Genomic DNA, 18462 nt, shown 5'->3' on the forward strand with positions numbered 1-18462 from the left:
TACCGTTTTAACCGCCTAGCTGTTTTCCTCCCAACAACTAGGCGGATTTTTGGGATCTGAATATGAGTTTTCTAAAGCGACTATTTAAAAAGAAAGAAGACGAACGCCAAGTTAACTCAGCTGAAGAGTTAAAGATTAAAGATATTATTGTGCTGACCGACAGTTTCGCCTTACCTGAGTCCTTACGTAAACAACAGTTTCAAGTATCAGCCATTAACTGCTACGAATTTGAAAGTAACACACAAACTGAATGGGTTTTACAAGGTGCGAACAACCTTGAGCTTTACTTAACCATCGAAAGTGATGATAAAACTTACCTTAAATTTGCTCTTAAAATTCAGCACCAAGATATCGAATCACTGTTCGATTTAGATGAGTTTGCCACCGTATTTGATGAACCTGGTGAAGCCTTTCTAGAGAGAAAGTCAGATTCTTTATTAACATCAGGCTGGAGTAGTCCACAATACCAGCAACAAGTTTTTGCAAAAGTAGGTTATTTTCACCGCAGAGATAATCGTAGTGAAAGTTTAAGCGCCTATGAAGGAAATGAAGCAGGCGAGCAATTTGAACTTTATAGCTTACTTGATGAAGAGCAATCGCGCGGTATTGATATTGAAGTATGGCAAGATGGTGATACCGACTTATTTATTACGTTATACCGTCCAACTTCTGATATTATCGATATTTTCCCGGGGAGCTAATTTGTGAGCAGAAAATTACCTGAAAAATGGCAATCTTCAATTCAAGCAGTCAAGGCGGTGCAAGTTGCTTTTGATATGGATGAAAAAATTCAATTAGCAATTCGTACTCAAGCATTACATGCCGGTCTGAGTCCATCAGACCAAATTCGTGATATTCTTGGCCTACCAACGAATAAAAGACCTAAACGACCTCGTTTAACCGTAAGTTTAGGACAAGATGATTACCAAATATTAGCCTTAAAATACGGCCTTTCTCCTGAACAACAACTTGAAATAAAGCGTAAATTAATGGATGATTTAATTCTACATGTTACGCAAAACAATAATAGTTAACTGCAAAAATGAAATTATAAACATTATGATGATGCGCCATAGACTTAAACATTACACTATCGATGAATTTGGTATTAAGAATTATAAATCTCGATATATATTAATCTTAACAATATTGACACTCTATTTGATTATGGCTGGAGCAGCGAAACTGTTACTGCATTTCGAATTACCCGCACCTACGGCCAATATAAAAACATATAATGATGCTTTCTGGGCGCTACAAGTGAGCTCTAGTACCATAGGTTATGGTGATTACTATCCTGTAACTACAGGTGGCAGGGTCGTTGTTATGTGTATGTTCTATATTGGTGTTGGATTAATGAGTTTTATTGGCGCGCAGTTCATTAATCGTTTTTTTGGATTTTCTAACACAGACGTTAAAAATAGAGAATTGCGCCGACAAAATAAAGAAATACTTGATCATAATAAGCAACTCGAAGTGAAAATTGATTTATTAGCCAATAAAATTGAAGAAGTTATTCACAAATCAACCAAGTAAATATTAATAAATAATGTGTAATAAATTTATTATATTATGCCATACTTGTCTTTTAAATATAATAAAAGGGAAAACACTATGTTAATTAAAACTATTGCTCTAGCAGCACTTATCATGACGGCAACAGGCTGTGCTAACACTGACGCTTTAGAAGCAAGTGTAAGTAGCCTAAACCAAAAGGTTGATACACTAACTAATAAAGTTAATGCCTTAACGGATGAAGTTGCCGATGTAAAAAGTCAGCAAACAATGAATACAGAAACAATAGAAGGTGTTAAAACATCTGTTGCTAATGCTAATGAACGCATGGATAACATTGCTTCTAGCTACAAAAAATAACGGTTAGACCATAGGTCTATTAAATAAAACACGAGATTGATTATATCAGCCTCGTGTTTTTTTATGCCTGCTATTTTCGTATCAACAAACTATGACTATTGGCGTGCAATGATGGACAAACGCCTTGAAGGACAGCCTGTCTAAGAAATACCATTATCGACTCTTACATCGACATCAAGGAGTATCAAGACCATGTGACTATATGAATGCCTAGAAATGGCCATACCGTTGTGAACATCGTCGTTCCTTGCCATCTCGGTTACTGCTCCTGCGTTACTCTACTTATTGCATCCATGCAGTCACAGCATCACGACATAACGTAGACGTACAGAGATACACTAATGCCTAGAAAAACAGGATGTATGAGAAAGACCATCCTGAACATAAAAAGCCAGTTACTTTTCAGTAACCGGCTTTCATTTTCTGTTGATTAATACCAACATATACTAGTACTTAGCTAGCTACTTTTTCTTTCACCCAAAAGCTTGAGATAAAGGAAATTAAACCAATTAAGAAAAACACGCCGGCAATTTCACGTAGCCAATAAAATATTGAAAGTTTATCTTGAGTTACCATAAAACTTAACGCTTCACCACTTTCTGGTATACGCTGTAACCACACTTGTAATACACCAGCACCTGTTAAGAATAATGTGATGAAAACCATAGCAACAGTCATCAACCAAAATCCCCACATTTCACGTACTTGGGCACGATTACAATTAGCTTCACCGATACCACGTAACTTAGGCATAGCATATGAAATAATTGTCATTACGATCATCGCATAAGCACCATAAAAAGCCATGTGACCATGAGCAGCAGTAATTTGTGAACCATGGGTATAGTAGTTTACTGGTGCTAATGTATGTAAGAAGCCCCAAACACCTGCACCTAAGAATGCCATTACTGACGTGCCTAATGCCCAGAGTGTCGCAGCCTTATTAGGGTGCTCACGGCGACGGCGATTAACCATGTTAAAGGCATACAATACCATCGCAAAGAATGGTAAAGGTTCTATTGCTGAGAATACAGAGCCCACCCACTGCCAATATTCTGGAGTAGTTAACCAGTAGAAATGATGACCTGTACCTAAAATACCTGAGATTAACGCCATTGCAATAATGACATACAACCATTTTTCAATAACTTCTCGGTCAACACCTGTTATTTTGATCAACACATAAGCTAAAATTGCGCCCATGATTAATTCCCATACACCTTCTACCCATAAATGAACAACAAACCACCAAAAGTACTTATCAAGTGCTAAGTTAGTTGGATTATAGAATGCGAATAAGAAGAATACGGCTAAACCAATTAAACCTGTCATCAACACCATGTTAATAGCTGTTTTACGGCCTTTTAAAATAGTCATACCTAAGTTAAACAAAAAGCCTAAACAAACAATAACAATACCAATTTTTGTGATAGTAGGCTGTTCAAGGAACTCACGTCCCATCGTTGGCCATAATTCATTTAACGTATAGTGAGCTAAAGTTGAATAAGGGACTAATAGGTATCCTAAGATAGTTGCAACACCTGCGGCGGCAAATATCCAGAACAAGATAATAGCTAATTTAGGACTATAAAGTTCAGTTTCAGATTCTTCTGGAACCATATAATAAGCAGCCCCCATAAACCCAAATAATAGCCAGACTATTAGTAGATTGGTATGCACCATACGTGCTACGTTAAAAGGAATTGCGCCAGCAAGAAAGTCACCAACAACATATTGTAACCCCATAACTAAGCCAAATAGAATTTGGCCAACAAAGAGTATTAATGCAAAAATGAAATAAGGTTTTGCGACCGCTTGAGATTGATATTTTAAAGTGTTCATCGCATTATCCTTCAATATTCGGTGGCCAGTCATTAGTATCTAACTCTGACGTCCACTTCAAAAATTCTGCTAAGTCATCAATTTCTTTATCGCTAAGATGAAAGTTTGGCATTTGACGACGGCCAGGGATATTTAACGGCTGAGCTTTCATCCAACCATTTAAAAAGGCTTTAAAGCCCGCTTCACCGCCACGGCGTTTATAAACATTACCGAGTTCAGGTGCAAAATAAGCCCCCTCACCTATTAATGAATGGCAACCGATACAGTTATTCTCTTCCCAAAGTTCTTTACCGTGAGCAACAGCTTCGGTAATATTTTCACGGTGATCCCTTTCAGGCATCACTTTGGTGGTGTGGTAGGTCAAAGCTAGAAATATTAAGAAGAAGAATACGCTTCCTCCATAATAAATATTCCGAGCCATGCCTTTAGTAAAACGCTCTGACATGGTGTTTTCCTTAGTAAAAACGATAATAAAGCTTGAGGATAATAAACCGCTCTTAAATAAGGAGACTTGATTTCTATCAAGTTTTAAAGAATGTGTAATAATTTGTGACTAAAAAAAAGGTAAGTATGCGTTATATCAAAAAAGTGGAAGTTTTTTCGCCATTGCCCTAGAAACATTTAGCATTCCCAGCAAAACAAAAGCGGCATGCATAGTAACAAAGTAAATGATCATCACCATTAAAGACACTTCAAAAGCATCAGTTGTTAGTAAGACAACAAGCGGAATTACGATAATAAAAAAGCCGGCTAAAATAGACAATTGAATGGAGCGGTATAGATGAATACATTGCCAGCCTTTCTGGTGCTTTTTTTTAATAAATAACCATATTAAAATTAAAAAAGACAGGCCAGGTATAAGTAATAAATTCATCAAAAATAACGATTGATAAATAATAGCATCTCGGCCATCTTTGGCTGAATGGTGTTGGTTCGATGACTGCTCAACTGAATTTTTCATATAAACCTCTCTTAACTAAAAGTAACACTATTGTTTAGCTCAATGATTAATCTGAATAGACCGCCCAACGCCTTAAACATCACTACAAAAGATAAATTACACAAATAACAGCAGGAATTATAAATACATAGCCAAGTAATAATATCCGCCACATTTTAGGCGCTGTGCGAAGTTCCATGAAAACATCGGTAATTTGCTGCCCTTTAAGGAAAACAATTAATAATACAAAAGCAATTAAGTACTCTGGGGATTTTATAACCTGTCCGATATAAACTGAACTAAAGGTCAATATAATTAAAAGTAGCCAACTTATAATTGTTTGTTTCAAAGTGATCATAGTGTCATTACCGCCTCTTTAAATAACATAGATAAGTGGAAACAAAATAATCCATAACATATCAACCATATGCCAATAACTTGCACCCGATTCAAAGCCAGAGACGTCCTCTTGATAAGCACCTTTCTTAGCATTTACGCCAATAATAAGCAGAATAACCATACCTAAAAGTACATGCATAAAATGGAAGAAGGTAATAAGAAAATACAAAGTAAAAAAAGTATTTGTCTCTATATCAATGCCTATATTGAAGAGAAACTGATATTCCCAAATTTTTACTGCTAAATAAATACAGGCAATAACTTGTGAAATGACGAGTAAGTTAATTGATTGTTTAACTTGATGAAGATGAATAGCTCGAACAGATAAAGCAACAAATAAGCTGCTGGTGATTAAGGCAATCGTATTAATTAAACCCGCAATCGGGTGAAGCTTAGCTTTACTCGCAATGAACATATCACTATGTAATTGCTCAGTAATAGCAAAGCCAATAAAAAATATAGCAAAGACAGTAAGTTCAGCAAGAATAAAAAACCACATGGCTAAATCACCCGGCAGTCTTTTATTAACCATATTGTCAGCTACTTTAACCTCGCGAAGTTCTGAAGTTTTTGAAGTAATAACGCTGTTACTCATCAAAGTAAATTCTAGCAACATCCATTAAAGCATTAACCGTATCAATATCATCTGATAATGGTTCGGCTAAACAACAACGACAAACTTCGATAGGATTCATACCACTTGAAATCATTTTCGCTGCATAGATTAACAAACGTGTTGAAGCAACTTCATCGAGATCGTTTTTTTCTAAACGACGTAAAGCTTGGGCAAGTTCAACTAATTTAAAAGCTAAATGGGGATCAACCCCTGCTTCTTTAATTAAAATTTCTTGTTCTAATTCCGCAGTAGGGTATTCAAAGCGCAGTGCCACAAAACGCTGACGTGTACTTGGCTTCATACCTTTCAATATATTTTGGTATCCGGGATTATAAGAAACAACCAGCATAAAACCGGGGGCGGCTTCTATTAACTCACCGGTGCGTTCAAGGGGTAATACGCGACGGTCATCAGCTAATGGATGCAATACAACGGTTGTGTCTTTGCGTGCTTCAACGACTTCATCTAAATAACAAATGCCGCCTTCACGAACAGCCTTTGTTAACGGACCATCTTGCCAATAGGTGCCGTTGGGACCAATTAAATGGCGACCTACTAAATCAGCAGCGGTTAAGTCATCGTGACAAGAAACAGTATAAAGGGGTTTATTGAGTTTTTCTGCCATATGGGCAATGAAACGCGTTTTACCACAACCTGTTGGCCCTTTAATTAATACGGGTAATTGATGGTGATAGGCATATTCAAATAAGGAGACTTCATTCTTTTGTTCTTTATAATATAAAGAATCGTCAGTTTTGGTCGAAGGTTTAAGATTAACGGTGTTCATAAAAACTCAAAGGCGTAATTTAACTTAACGTTAAAATACGCCCTAAATGAGTTAGCTGCAAATTTGAATGGACCTTAGTTGATTCCGATCAATTGAGCATGAAAATAGCGATTAATTAGCCAAAAATTGCGCGCATTAAACCGATAGCTTGTTCAACACTTTTACCATTTTTAACCTGAATAATAATTGAGTCACGTTTACCCTGCAAGTACGCTGGAAGATCTTCTGAGGTAAGCGCTTTGTCCACTAATATTTCAGCTGACTCTTTACTACGTTTTTTAGGCGTCGCCTTTGACTTCGACTTCGCTTTATTAAGCATTTTTTCACGTAACTTAATGTAGTTTGAATTTGGTGCTAAGTCAGCATCAGCAAATAAAAACAAATCAATTAATACCGCACGATTTTTCCAAAGAATAAGTTCACGATTCTCTTTGTTGCCAGTAGCTTCATCTTGAGCGCTTTCTTCGCCCTCACTTACATCACTGTTTGCTTCAGCTATCTCTGGTTGTGCTTGATGCCACCATGCAAAAGTACGCATAGTACCAATCATGTCATGCCAGTAAGATGAAAAATCTGTGTTTTTTAGTTTAGCAATCGATAAGCCTTGGCAAAGAATATCAATTTTATTGTTATTTAATGCAATAAATTGATCCGGTCTGCGCATCGCTAATAGACGTGTAGCTACAGCTAAAGGCGCTTTTTCGCCTTGGGCTTTTGTTTGCGTATATTCTTTAAAAATTTGTTGGAAGTCGTTAACAAAACTTTGGTAGTTTGCATGACTTACTTCTCCAGTTAAAGGAATGTGCGCTAATGCTGCATCAAACTTTTCTGGCGACTGCTCAAGCAAGGTATGAAAAACTTTTGCACCTTTAGTGCCCGCAAACCATTCAACATCAAAATTATAAATGCTGTAGTCATGCTGAGTTGTGTGCTTACCAGAAAAAGCTAAACGGTCTTCAACAATTAAGTCTGCTAAAGGTTGTTGGCGAATTTCGTCAAGATAATTCAATAAACGTAAACGTTCATCTAAAGCATGAATCGTGCTTTGTTGTTCAATAAAACTGGCAAATATTGGCCAAGGAGCAATTCTAGCCATTTTAAACTGACTAAGCGTAAAGCCAGCTTCAAGAATATCTTGTAGCTTCTTAAGCGGTAAAAGTTGCTCATCTTCTAAAAGATCCTTATTAAGTTCTTCACGACATAGTCGGGCCAACTCGCCACACCAGCCCAGAAAATCATCTGGACGATGTGTCACTTTAACCGCCATTAAATTTAGGCTCAATGGCGTGACATATTTAAGGGCATTTTGATAAACCTGATTTTCAGCATCAGACAAGGGCATATTAACAGGTGAAGATAACAACTTTCTCATGAAACTATATAAACTCCGTATAAGGAATTATCACTAATAATACGGTTAAGCATAGATTAGAAATAATATAAAAAAAGCGTGAAAAATCCACGTTTTATTAGGTATTGCAATTAAGTGTATCGATTATAGCAAATGAGGAGTGTTTTGTTGATTTAATCTGCGAAAAAAAACGCTAGCCAACTTTAATCTTTATGCATCTACACCGCCCAACTTATAATTAGCATCGATAAAGCATAGCGTGTAGTTAAACGGAACGATAAAAGTGACGTGTAATGATTAGTTTTCAACAGCACTTTATTATAAGTTATTATTCTGTTAATTTAAGTACAGAGCTCTTCGTAGTTAAGTTATCCCGTGGCAAGACGAGATAACTATACCCGAATGTTAAGGATGACAAATGCATCGCATAAAAATAATTTTACTTTTGATATTATCTTTTGTTTTTCAGCCTGTTCAACTACATCTATAGATGGCTCAAAATCTGATATTAAACAACACATCAATATTCCTATTAATTACAACTTATTTGAACAAACAAAAATAGCGCCATTAAATGAGCAAGAGCTGTTTTACCTAACGCAAGACCAACAGAAAAAAGTAAAAATAGATTTTGAGAAAAAAGTAGCTACGGGCTATGAACCTCACCAAGCACTCTATCAGATACTTAACGAGAACATGGCCAATTTTACCTATTATGGTGAAACATATAATGCCACTACCGTAATGCGTCTTAATAAAGGTAACTGTATGAGTTTGGCCATTTTAACAACTGCTTATGCTAAGCTTTTGGGGTTGTATTTCTCATATCGTAATGTGTATACCTTACCGATTTTTTCTAAAAAAGAAGATGTTATTTTGTCATCTTCGCATGTACAAACAGTAATTTATGATCCTTCTTTTGTTGCTGATGATAACTTTTTCTATTTTTCTCCCTCCGGTATAACCATTGATTACTTCCCAAATAAAAATAATCGTAGAGGAGGAACGTTTTCTTATAATACCTTTGTAGCTATGTATTATAAGAATATAGCTGCTGACGCTTTAGCTGATAAAAATTTAGCGAAATCCTTTATGTATGCTAGTACCACCTATAAATATGACACTAAAAATATCGAAACAATTAATTTATTAGCCGTTATTCATCGTAGGGCTGGCGATGTAAAAACGGCAGAAGCAATCTACAAAATAGGTATAGATAGAGGAAAACCAAACATAGCACTATTAAGTAATTATATTATGCTACTTAAGTCTCAACAGCGAATGGAAGAAGTGAGTTTTCTGCAAAGTAAGATGGAAGAATTAGACGACCCTAGCCCCTATAAATCGTTAACTCAGGCTTATGTCGCAACACAAAACAATGATATTAAACAAGCAGAAAGACACTTTAAAAAAGCATTGAAGAAAGCGCCCTATTTAAACCAAGCCTATATGGAACTATACCGTATTTACATAAAGCAACAAAAAATGGAGATGGCCCAAGCTATGTTAGTTAAAGCACTGGAGTGGACCTATGAGCTTGATGAAAAAAAGCTCTATAATATTAACCAAAGCATTGCTAGAAATATCTAAACGGTAATATTGGTAAATATCGAGTGTAGTTGATAATTTATCGTATCAACCTTTAGGAAGCGATATGACAGCTTCAACTCCTGCGACATTTTCTCTGTTTTTTAAGGATAAAAGTCCATCATGATTAAATAATATTTGTTTGCATAACGTTAAGCCAATACCACTGCCTTGTGGTTTTGTCGTATAGAAAGGGACAAATAAGTTATTTTTGTTAGCTATCCCGCTACCTGAATCACAGACGTGAATGTGAAAATATTTTTCATCCTCATGACAAAACACTTCAATAATTTTATCTGTGCTACGAGTTCTCTGCATGGCTTCTTTGGCGTTTTTAAAGACATTTATAAAGACTTGCTCAAGCTGAGCTTTATCTGCGTAAATATTTACCTGCTCTAAATCAATAGAATTATCTGGAAATAGAATACGACAATCATTAAAAAGCGCAATACAATGGCTAATAAAGCCTTGCAAGGCAAATCTACTTTTATTGGGTTCAGGCAAGTGAGAAAGCTGACTATAGCTGGCAATAAAGGAACTAAGCGAACTTGCTCGTTCGTTAATAATATCAACCCCCGTTAATAAAGACTCGCGATTTAAGGCTTTCTGCCCATCTTGTAATTTAGAACTTATCGATTGGCTAATACTAGAGATAGGTGTTAAAGAATTGTTCATTTCATGACTTAAAACACGCAATAAACTTTGCCAAGATTTTCGTTCTTTTTCTAATAATAATCGTTGTGCTGAGGTGATTAAAAAGAGTTGATGTTGCTTGCCTTCACTTAAAAAGTATTCTTTAAAAAGGAAGTGTTCACCACTAAGCTGGGGTTGTTCAAAATCAATAATACCGCTTTGTGCTTCACTAATAACTTTCCCTATCACTAGGCTTGTCAGCAATAAATGAGCGTGTTGAGACATATCTATTTGTAATAATTTTTGGGCCGAATCATTTGCCAATACAATCCGACCTTGTTCATCAACCGCTAAAACCATTGCATCCATTTGTTGCATTATTCGCTCAAGTAACTGCCGACTCTCTTTCGCTTCAATTTTACTTAATGCCAGTGTGTCTGCGAGGTTATTAACGAGAGTGAGTAGTTCTTGAAAAGCCTTATTTTCTTGCTCTCGGCCACGCAAACTATAATCGCCATCAATCATTGATTCCAAAATATTGGCCAAGGTTCTTATTTGTTGCTGAGAACGTTGCTCAGAAATGACAACAATAAAAACAGCAATTAACGCCAAAATAATAAGTATAAAAGCAATTAAATAAGCAGACACATTGGCTATATAAAGTGCTACGGTTGTTATAAGCAAACAAGGCAAGCACAAAAACAGAGCTAGCAAGCTATGATCATTTTTTTGTTTTCGTTGTTGATTAGTCAAGGCCGTGTTTACCCATACGACGATAAAAGCCACTGCGACTTAACCCTAAAGATTTGGCCGTTTCTGTGGCGTTACCTCGATGATGTTTCAAACGGCCGATCATTGATATTTTTTCTATTTCATTTAAAGATAATGACGAATAATTAGCGAGTTTATCACCTCTATTCTCATCAAGTTCACTTGCTGAAGGATGAATATCCTCAAGTAATAAATCTCGTCCACCTATCACCGATTTTTTACAGGTAAAAAGTAGTTTTTCCATAAGATGGCTTAGCTCACGAATATTACCCGGCCAAGTATACTGTTGTAACTTTTTAACAGCATCCGATGATAACTCAGGGGCGACAATATTATATTTAGCACTAAAGCGTTGTAAAAAATAATGGGCTAAAGGCTCAATATCTTCAATACGTTCGTGCAATGAAGGTATACGTAGTTGAATGGTATTTAAACGGTAAAATAAATCTTGTCTAAATTGCTGTTCACTAATAGCTTTTGCCAAATCACAGTTGGTGGCTGAAATAATACGTACATCCGCGCTCAGTGATTTACTACTTCCGACTACTTCAAATTTTTTCTCCTCTAATACTCTTAATAACTTAGCTTGTTGAGCCATCGGGATATTGGCAAGTTCATCCAGAAATAACGTGCCTTGCTCTGCCATTTCAAAACGGCCAACCCTGTTTTCTTTAGCGTCTGTAAATGCCCCTTTTAAATGACCAAACATTTCGCTTTCAAATAAGCTTTCTGGAATAGCGCCCATATTTACTGGAACGAAAGAATTTTCAGCTCGCGATGACTGTTGATGCACATAAGAAGCAAGCATACTTTTCCCCGTGCCATTGTCACCGGTAAGTAAGATACTCATATCACTTTTTGCGAGTTCTTCTAACGATGACAACAATGTTTTCATTACGGGTGATTGCGCAATAATGCCATTATTTTTAGGAAACGACTGTGAGCGGAGTAGTTTATTTTCTTGATTGAGTCGGTTGAGCTTTTTATCGATACTGGCTAATTTCAATTGCGTATTAATAGCGCTTAGCATACGTTCATTGTTCCACGGTTTCTGGATGAAATCTTTTGCGCCGGCCCGCATAGCATCAACTGCAATATCAATAGTTGCCCAGCCGGTCATAACAATAATAGGCAGAGTTTCGTCAAACTGTTGAATAGCCTCAACTAACTGTAACCCTTCACCACCAGAAGTGGTGTCTTGTTGAAAATTCATGTCAATTAAAACGAGATCTACACTTTCACGCTTTAAATTTTCCAAAACAGCTTCTGGCGTGGTCATCGCTAAAATATCAAAATTCTCTTCTGATAACATATATTTTAAGCTGGCAATAATATTGAGGTCATCATCAGCAATTAAGATTTTATTATTTTTCACAGTATTATAGTTACACCATTAATTAATATTAGTCTATCGCCCTAACATTAAGGGCGATAGCTTTTCTTCCTTCGTCTTATTCGTAACGAAGAGCTGAGCTTGGTTCCATTTTAACTGCTTTGGTCGTTGGTGCATATATCGCTAACATTACAATAGCAGACAATCCGATAACTACCGTTACTGCAAGAACCACATATAAATACGTTGGAAATATACCTTCCGACATTTTATTAAAACCAAAGGCAATTAATACAAAAATGATTAAGGCTAAACCTAATCCTTTAATTAATTGTTTCGCACCTTGTTTCATAAACATATTCACAATACTTTTATCGGTAGCACCCACTGCGCGTCTAATACCAACTTCATGAGTACGTTGTGCCACCGAATTAGCGGTTAAACCATAAATGCCAACCAGTGCTAACATTAGGGCAAAGAAGCCGGTACCAAAAGTGATATTAGACGTTAATTGCATTACATCACGCATCATACCTCTATTTTTCTCTGCCGGTTCAACCGCATAAAAGAGATCAATATTTCGATCTATTTTATACAAGGCTTGATAAAATATTTCTTCACTATTAATTAATTCGCCTTCTATTAGGTAAAAAAAGTTTTGAAAAGCCGTCATAAATTGTAAACCTGAAGTATAAACTTCATCAGCGCTATCAAGCTTACCGAGCATGGTTTTAGGATTCATGCGATTTGTTACAACTCCTACTATAAATAGCTTTTCGTTTTTTTCATCGATCTTAAGTTGAAAGCTTTTACCAATAACAGATTCTCCAGGCCAGTATCGGCTCGCCATTGATTGACTAATCAAAGCGACTTTACGATTACCTTCTTTGTCTTGATGATTTAAGAAACGCCCATCAACCAAGTTAACACCAATAGTATCTGTTTCCCCTATCACACTTAGCGTATCAACAGATGGCTTACTTTTTTCATCGGTGTAATCAATTCCCTCAAGTGTTAGGGGAAAATTTCCAAGCCAGTTGTTCATAACGACACCCGCAACACGAGGGTGACTTTTGATGTCTGTCATTAGGTTTTGATAAAAAGCAATTTGCTGCTGTGGTTCTGCATACTTATTTTCAGGTAGGCTGAGCCTAGCTCTCATCACATTAGTGTAATCATCTCCCGTTTCTAAATTAACCAGTTTATTGGATATATACCCTGACATCGAGCCAATAAGCATTAATATTGCGACAAGAAATACTTGAGTCGTCACTAAGAATCTTGATAAACGCCCTGCTTTTTTACCTTGTGCGCCTCGAGTTCCATCACGTAATGTTGTATTAATGTCTTGATTGGCAGAGCGCCAAGCGGGTAAAAATGAGGATAAAAAAATTGTCACTATAGTAAAGGCGGCCGCCATTAATAGTGTTTCTTTGTCCATACCCCAACGCCACCAAAATACTAGCGTTTTGGAGTTCCATGAATGCAATATAATATCGGTGTAATGTAAAGCAGCACCTACAAGTAAAACCGACAAAACGCCACCTAATAAGGTAATAATAACGCCTTCCCACATTAACTGACTAACTAAACGAGTGTTTGATGCGCCTAATGCTGCTCGTATCGCGGTTTCTTTTTGACGTTCTATAGCCCGAGCAAGTAAAAGATTTCCAACATTAATACACGCAAGTAATAGGATCATCCCAGCGATCACATTTAAAAAGGTAAAAATTACCGTACCTTCCCCTCCCATTTGCGCAAAAGGAAATGACCAGAAACGTACTGACTTATCACCTTTTTCTAAATCGTATTGTGTAGCATTTTGTTGATAAATCGTATTAATTTGCTGGCTTAAGGCTTGTTCAGCTTTAGCTCTACTGATATCAGGTTTAATACGACCGTAAAGATGAACATGATTAGGATTGTTCGCTGTCTTTTTTATGAGTGATTGTTCTATCGGCAGCCAAATATGACTCGAACCAGGAAAAAGATACCCATGGGGCATAACACCAACAATTTCGGTAACAATATCATTCACAATAATAGTCTTACCAATAATGTCTTTGCTAGATGAATAATCACTCGCCCAAATCTGAGTGCTGATAACTGCAACTGGAGAAGCACCTGCTTCTATATCTGCAGCTTGCAATGTTCGTCCTAGCGCTGCTTTTGTACCACTGAAATCAAAAAATCCTTGGTCAACATAAGTCCCGTAAACATTCTTTCCACTATCTTCAAAAGACAATCTAAAATCTTGTTTATCATAAATACCAAATTCACTGAGTACTGTTTGTTTTTCCTTTATCATAAAGAATTCATAGGAAGTCCATAACTGAAATTCACCATTAAATTCTGCATTAACCGACAGCATGCTTTCGCCGTTAGGTAAGTCTAAGTCTTTATGCATGGTTGAATACAAAAATGAAAAGGTGAATAAGCTGATGGAAAGCCCCCCAACAAGAACAGCTAAAGTCATCGCAGTGAACTTAGGCGACTTAAAAAGTAATCTAAAGGCATATTTGATATCAATAAATGTAGACATGTATCCTCCTAACCTACCGCTAATGTAGGTGCTGGCATTGAATCTGCATTGTTTTTTATGTTGATATTATCGGCAATTAAACGGCCATCAAACATCTCTAAACAGCGGTCTGCTCTTTTTGCAGAAGAAGGATCGTGTGTCACCATGCATATTGTCGCTCCTTCTTGGTGAAGTTTATCAAGCAAGGCTAATACAGCTTCAGCATTTCTTGAATCTAAATTACCGGTTGGTTCATCAGCAAGAATAATTGCGGGGTCGTTAACTAAAGCACGAGCTACAGCGACTCGCTGTTGTTGACCACCAGAAAGCTGTGATGGGAAATGATCTTTTCGGTGAGACATTTCAACTTTTTCTAATACCTGCTGTACTTTGCCCTCTATTTCACTTTTTGATAAACCTTTTTGATACGTTAACGGTAGCATCACATTTTCAAAAACCGTCAAATCGGAAATTAAGTTAAATGACTGAAAGACAAAACCAATTTGTTCACTGCGAATTTTTGCTCGTTGATCTCTTGATAATGATGAAACATCAACACCATCTAGTTCATAAGTGCCATGGGTCGGAGAATCAAGTAAACCTAAAAGTGATAATAATGTAGATTTACCACAGCCAGACTGTCCACTTAATGAAATATACTCACCCTTTTTAATCGTTAAATTAACAGTATCAATAGCGCGTGTTTCGATTTCTTCAGTCAAAAACCTTTTACTGATTTCTTTCAATTCGATTAATGTGCTCATTTTTATTTCCTTTAATTTGTCTGTTACTCTTATCTTCATAAATAATTATTATTAGTTAATCATCACTTCTTGATGCTCTTGCCAACTCGTTGTATCGGAAATAATAATTTCATCTCCAACGTCTAAACCAGAAAGTATTTGAATTTGGTTGACTGAACTCTGCCCTAACTTCACCTTTTGTTTTTGAGCAAATTTTTTATCATTAATCAATTTATATAAACCTGCATCACTATAACGAGGGGCAAATACCGGACGTTGGACATAAAGTGTATCCGCAATATCACTTACCTCAATTAAACCATCTACCGTTAAATCAGGTCGGGCATCATTAGGTAATTCACTATTTAGCTGCACATCAATTTGAACCATGCCAGTATTTACTGCCGGGTCAATACGAATAACTTTACCAAAAATTTTATTACTTCTCGTATCAACAACAACGGCTTGACCTAATGCAATATCACTCACTTTATTTTCTTGTACTTGAAGCTCAGCAAACAACGAACGTTGATCCGCAATCAAAGCGACACTACCACCAACTTGAACTTGCTCTCCTAACGCAAGAGAAACCTGCTGAACCACCCCATTAGTTGTCGCTTTTACGGCTAAAGCATCGACTTGATCTCTAATACGCTGATAGTTATTTTCAACTAAGCCCAATCGTGCTTGTTGAGCAGTTTTAGAGGCAAGTAAACTCGCTTTCATTTTTTCAACTTTTTGCATTTGTGATAGCCAGTATTGATTTTGTTGCTTAACGGCCAGTTGGCTATGCTGATAATCAAGCGCTGATACGGTGGCATTTTTTTGCGCGATTAATTGTGTTTCAGCATCAAGTTTTAACTTGCTGATTTGGTAACTATAGTCAGCTTCAACGACTGAATTTTCTAAATCAAGCAATTGAGATTCAAGCGCAATATAAGCAGCATAATTTTCTGCTTTTTTTGCTTCGTATTCCCAACGGGCTTTTTCTAATTCACGGTGTAATTCAGGGTTAGAAAGTTGCATCAGCATCTGCCCTTTAATGACATGAGCGCCTGCTTTTACAAAGGCTTGTTCAACACGACCAGAAACTTGTGCTGAAACCCAACGAATATAGACTGGTTTTAAAACCCCTGTTGCGCGAACATTCACTTGAAAACGACCTTGTTCAACAACAGCGGTCACTAATTCATTTTGTTTAACAATAAAAGAAGCATCGCCCATCACACTTTTTAATTTATACGTTGCAAAAGCTAACATCAGTACAACGGGTACATACCAGTACTTACGCCACAAAGGTATTATTTTTTTTTCTCGTTGGATATCCATACGCTGATGATTTCATTTTATTAAGTAATAATTAAGTAAGGTAATACAAGGGACATGCCAACTTCAAAAAATACGTAAGTAGCTGTTATTTAATAACAAAAAAATTCAATCAATTGCTTTAGCATTAAACTGTGTCGAAAACGACACAAAGTAAAAATTAAGATGTGGCATTTATGGAACAAGCTAAAACGCGACCCCATCAAAAAATAAATCCTACTGTGAATAGGTCTTCAATTTTTGGTATATTTACTCTTTTATATAGATTTTTAATATTAACTCAAGCTGTTATCATAGAGTAAATTTCAATTTATTAAGATAAGTAAAGTAGATGTCAATAAAACCCTTAGCGCGCGTTACGGTAGAACCAAAATCAACAGCCACATCATGTGTTATTTGGCTACATGGACTTGGCGATTCAGGTGATGGCTTTGCACCGATTGTTCCTGTATTAAATTTACCAAAAAATCATGGTATTCGTTTTATTTTTCCGCATGCTCCTGAGCAAGCGGTAACAATTAACCAAGGCTATGTGATGCGTTCTTGGTACGATATAAAAAGTATGGACTTGCATAATCGAGCTGATATGGCTGGCGTACTTGAGTCTGAACAAGCCATTCACGCGCTTATTCAACAGCAGATAGATTCTGGTATTGCTGCCAATAAAATAGTACTAGCAGGTTTTAGCCAAGGTGGCGTTATTAGCTTATTTACCGGTCTTAGGTACCCAAAAGCCTTAGCGGGCATTATGGCTTTGTCATGTTACCTACCAACCGCAGATAAATTGCCCGACAACTGTCACATCGCCAATAAGCAAACTCCTATTTTGCAAAACCATGGTGAGCAAGATGACGTAGTACCAATGAGCTCGGGGAAAATGGCCAATCAACTATTGATTGCTGCTGGATATAATACAAAATGGCAATCTTATCGTATGCCTCACAGCGTATTACCGGAACAACTTAGCGATATTTCAGCTTGGTTAGTGAATACCCTGTTAAAGTAATTAAGCTATAAATTAACTCAATAAAAATAAAGCCGGCATATTGTCGGCTTTATTCATTTAGGTCAGATAAGAAATAACACGTTAGTTATGAACGCCCCCCGACATTAACCCCTTGACTTTCATATCTAAAACCCTCTTTACCATTCACAGTGGCTATCCAGATTGGCCAAAACTCAAAGTGATTTTTTAATGGGTGAATAATTTATGCGCGTTATTTCAGCCAAATTTTTAACAAAGCATTATTTAAATAACATCGATGATTTAAAGTGACTACTACTATTACACTTAGCAACACGTATTTAAGCTTGGCAAGATTAGTTTTTACAACCTAATGCTTAAACGCCAGCAAAACAAGGCATGCTGTTTGAGCTAGTATCTATCATTGCTAAAGCCACAACTACAGAGTTAGGCATAGCTTTGCTCCCTAAGTTTCTTATTCGAAATCAGCTTGATAAAGTAGAGTTTTTACCGGCACTCGACTTACCTTTAACCAACAACTTTGGATATCATTGGGTTACTCCCTTTGAACAAATAACTTACCCCCATAATCGCTTTCATAAAATGGTTCTTTATACCGGCTAAAAGCTAAAAAGTCAGTGTTCTGTCATTCAAAGCTATAATAAAATCGCTCATTGCCATAGCGCCCTGATGCCGTGTAACAAGAATATCAATGAACAGCCATCCTGAATATAAAAAAGCTCCAAAGTTGCACTTTGGAGCTCAGTAAATAAC

Annotated in this window: 19 protein-coding genes; 7 read left to right on the forward strand and 12 right to left on the reverse strand. The window is 36.6% G+C overall.

Features of this window, described 5'->3' with window-relative positions; translation table 11 throughout:
* Nucleotides 1-62: 62 nt before the first annotated feature.
* The 4 genes from H4J75_RS08315 (at nt 63) to H4J75_RS08330 (ending at nt 1875) form a co-directional block, all read left to right on the forward strand.
* Complete coding sequence (locus tag H4J75_RS08315; protein ID WP_182216468.1) at nt 63-701, forward strand: hypothetical protein; 639 nt, start codon at nt 63-65, stop codon at nt 699-701.
* A 3-nt stretch (nt 702-704) separates the two neighbouring features.
* Complete coding sequence (locus tag H4J75_RS08320; RefSeq protein WP_182216467.1) at nt 705-1034, forward strand: hypothetical protein; 330 nt, start codon at nt 705-707, stop codon at nt 1032-1034.
* A gap of 25 nt (nt 1035-1059) precedes the next feature.
* Nucleotides 1060-1536 carry a potassium channel family protein gene (locus H4J75_RS08325; protein WP_182221850.1) on the forward strand — a complete coding sequence of 159 codons (477 nt, stop codon included), beginning with the start codon at nt 1060-1062 and terminating at the stop codon, nt 1534-1536.
* 78 nt (nt 1537-1614) lie between these two features.
* Entirely contained in the window at nt 1615-1875 is a 261-nt protein-coding gene (locus H4J75_RS08330; protein ID WP_182216463.1) for an LPP leucine zipper domain-containing protein, read from the forward strand.
* 453 nt (nt 1876-2328) lie between these two features.
* Here H4J75_RS08330 and H4J75_RS08335 read toward each other — a convergent pair whose 3' ends face one another.
* The 7 genes from H4J75_RS08335 to H4J75_RS08365 form a co-directional block, all read right to left on the reverse strand.
* The gene (locus tag H4J75_RS08335; RefSeq protein WP_182216461.1) at nt 2329-3717 is read right to left on the reverse strand and encodes a cbb3-type cytochrome c oxidase subunit I; all 1389 of its coding nucleotides are present in this window, start codon (nt 3715-3717) and stop codon (nt 2329-2331) included.
* 4 nt (nt 3718-3721) lie between these two features.
* Nucleotides 3722-4162, reverse strand: a complete 441-nt coding sequence (locus tag H4J75_RS08340; protein WP_146796219.1) for a cytochrome c — start codon at nt 4160-4162, stop codon at nt 3722-3724.
* Nucleotides 4163-4297: 135 nt separating this feature from the next.
* Nucleotides 4298-4678 carry a hypothetical protein gene (locus H4J75_RS08345; RefSeq protein ID WP_182216459.1) on the reverse strand — a complete coding sequence of 127 codons (381 nt, stop codon included), beginning with the start codon at nt 4676-4678 and terminating at the stop codon, nt 4298-4300.
* A gap of 82 nt (nt 4679-4760) precedes the next feature.
* Nucleotides 4761-5015: a cytochrome C oxidase subunit IV family protein gene (locus H4J75_RS20490; protein ID WP_182216457.1), complete on the reverse strand. Its 255-nt coding sequence runs from the start codon at nt 5013-5015 to the stop codon at nt 4761-4763.
* Between the two features lie 18 nt (nt 5016-5033).
* On the reverse strand, nt 5034-5651 hold the full coding sequence (locus tag H4J75_RS08355; RefSeq protein WP_259366341.1) for a cytochrome c oxidase subunit 3 family protein: 618 nt from the start codon (nt 5649-5651) through the stop codon (nt 5034-5036).
* A complete protein-coding gene (locus H4J75_RS08360) occupies nt 5644-6459 on the reverse strand; it encodes a CbbQ/NirQ/NorQ/GpvN family protein (protein WP_182221851.1) in 816 nt (271 codons plus the stop codon). The genes H4J75_RS08355 and H4J75_RS08360 overlap by 8 nt, the downstream gene beginning before the upstream one ends.
* Nucleotides 6460-6574: 115 nt before the next feature.
* The gene (locus H4J75_RS08365; RefSeq protein ID WP_182221852.1) at nt 6575-7831 is read right to left on the reverse strand and encodes a hypothetical protein; all 1257 of its coding nucleotides are present in this window, start codon (nt 7829-7831) and stop codon (nt 6575-6577) included.
* A gap of 390 nt (nt 7832-8221) precedes the next feature.
* Between H4J75_RS08365 and H4J75_RS08370 the strand changes: the two genes are divergently transcribed.
* Nucleotides 8222-9400, forward strand: coding sequence for a lipopolysaccharide assembly protein LapB (locus H4J75_RS08370; RefSeq protein ID WP_182216452.1), 1179 nt, complete (start codon nt 8222-8224; stop codon nt 9398-9400).
* Nucleotides 9401-9445: 45 nt separating this feature from the next.
* On the opposite strand, the gene H4J75_RS08375 is transcribed toward H4J75_RS08370, so the two are convergent.
* The 5 genes from H4J75_RS08375 to H4J75_RS08395 form a co-directional block, all read right to left on the reverse strand.
* A complete protein-coding gene (locus H4J75_RS08375; protein ID WP_220465269.1) occupies nt 9446-10783 on the reverse strand; it encodes a PAS domain-containing sensor histidine kinase in 1338 nt (445 codons plus the stop codon).
* Complete coding sequence (locus H4J75_RS08380) at nt 10776-12176, reverse strand: sigma-54 dependent transcriptional regulator (protein WP_182221854.1); 1401 nt, start codon at nt 12174-12176, stop codon at nt 10776-10778. The genes H4J75_RS08375 and H4J75_RS08380 overlap by 8 nt, the downstream gene beginning before the upstream one ends.
* A 76-nt stretch (nt 12177-12252) precedes the next feature.
* A complete protein-coding gene (locus H4J75_RS08385; protein WP_182221855.1) occupies nt 12253-14676 on the reverse strand; it encodes an ABC transporter permease in 2424 nt (807 codons plus the stop codon).
* An 8-nt stretch (nt 14677-14684) separates the two neighbouring features.
* Nucleotides 14685-15419: an ABC transporter ATP-binding protein gene (locus H4J75_RS08390; protein ID WP_182221856.1), complete on the reverse strand. Its 735-nt coding sequence runs from the start codon at nt 15417-15419 to the stop codon at nt 14685-14687.
* A gap of 51 nt (nt 15420-15470) precedes the next feature.
* Nucleotides 15471-16727, reverse strand: coding sequence for an efflux RND transporter periplasmic adaptor subunit (locus H4J75_RS08395; protein WP_182216442.1), 1257 nt, complete (start codon nt 16725-16727; stop codon nt 15471-15473).
* 328 nt (nt 16728-17055) lie between these two features.
* Here H4J75_RS08395 and H4J75_RS08400 point away from each other — a divergent pair, with 328 nt between their 5' ends.
* The gene (locus tag H4J75_RS08400) at nt 17056-17730 is read left to right on the forward strand and encodes an alpha/beta hydrolase (RefSeq protein ID WP_182221857.1); all 675 of its coding nucleotides are present in this window, start codon (nt 17056-17058) and stop codon (nt 17728-17730) included.
* 357 nt (nt 17731-18087) lie between these two features.
* Entirely contained in the window at nt 18088-18312 is a 225-nt protein-coding gene (locus H4J75_RS08405) for a hypothetical protein (RefSeq protein WP_182221858.1), read from the forward strand.
* Nucleotides 18313-18462: the final 150 nt, after the last annotated feature.

It is taken from the genome of Colwellia sp. BRX10-1, from assembly GCF_014077545.1.
Taxonomy (GTDB): domain Bacteria; phylum Pseudomonadota; class Gammaproteobacteria; order Enterobacterales; family Alteromonadaceae; genus Colwellia_A.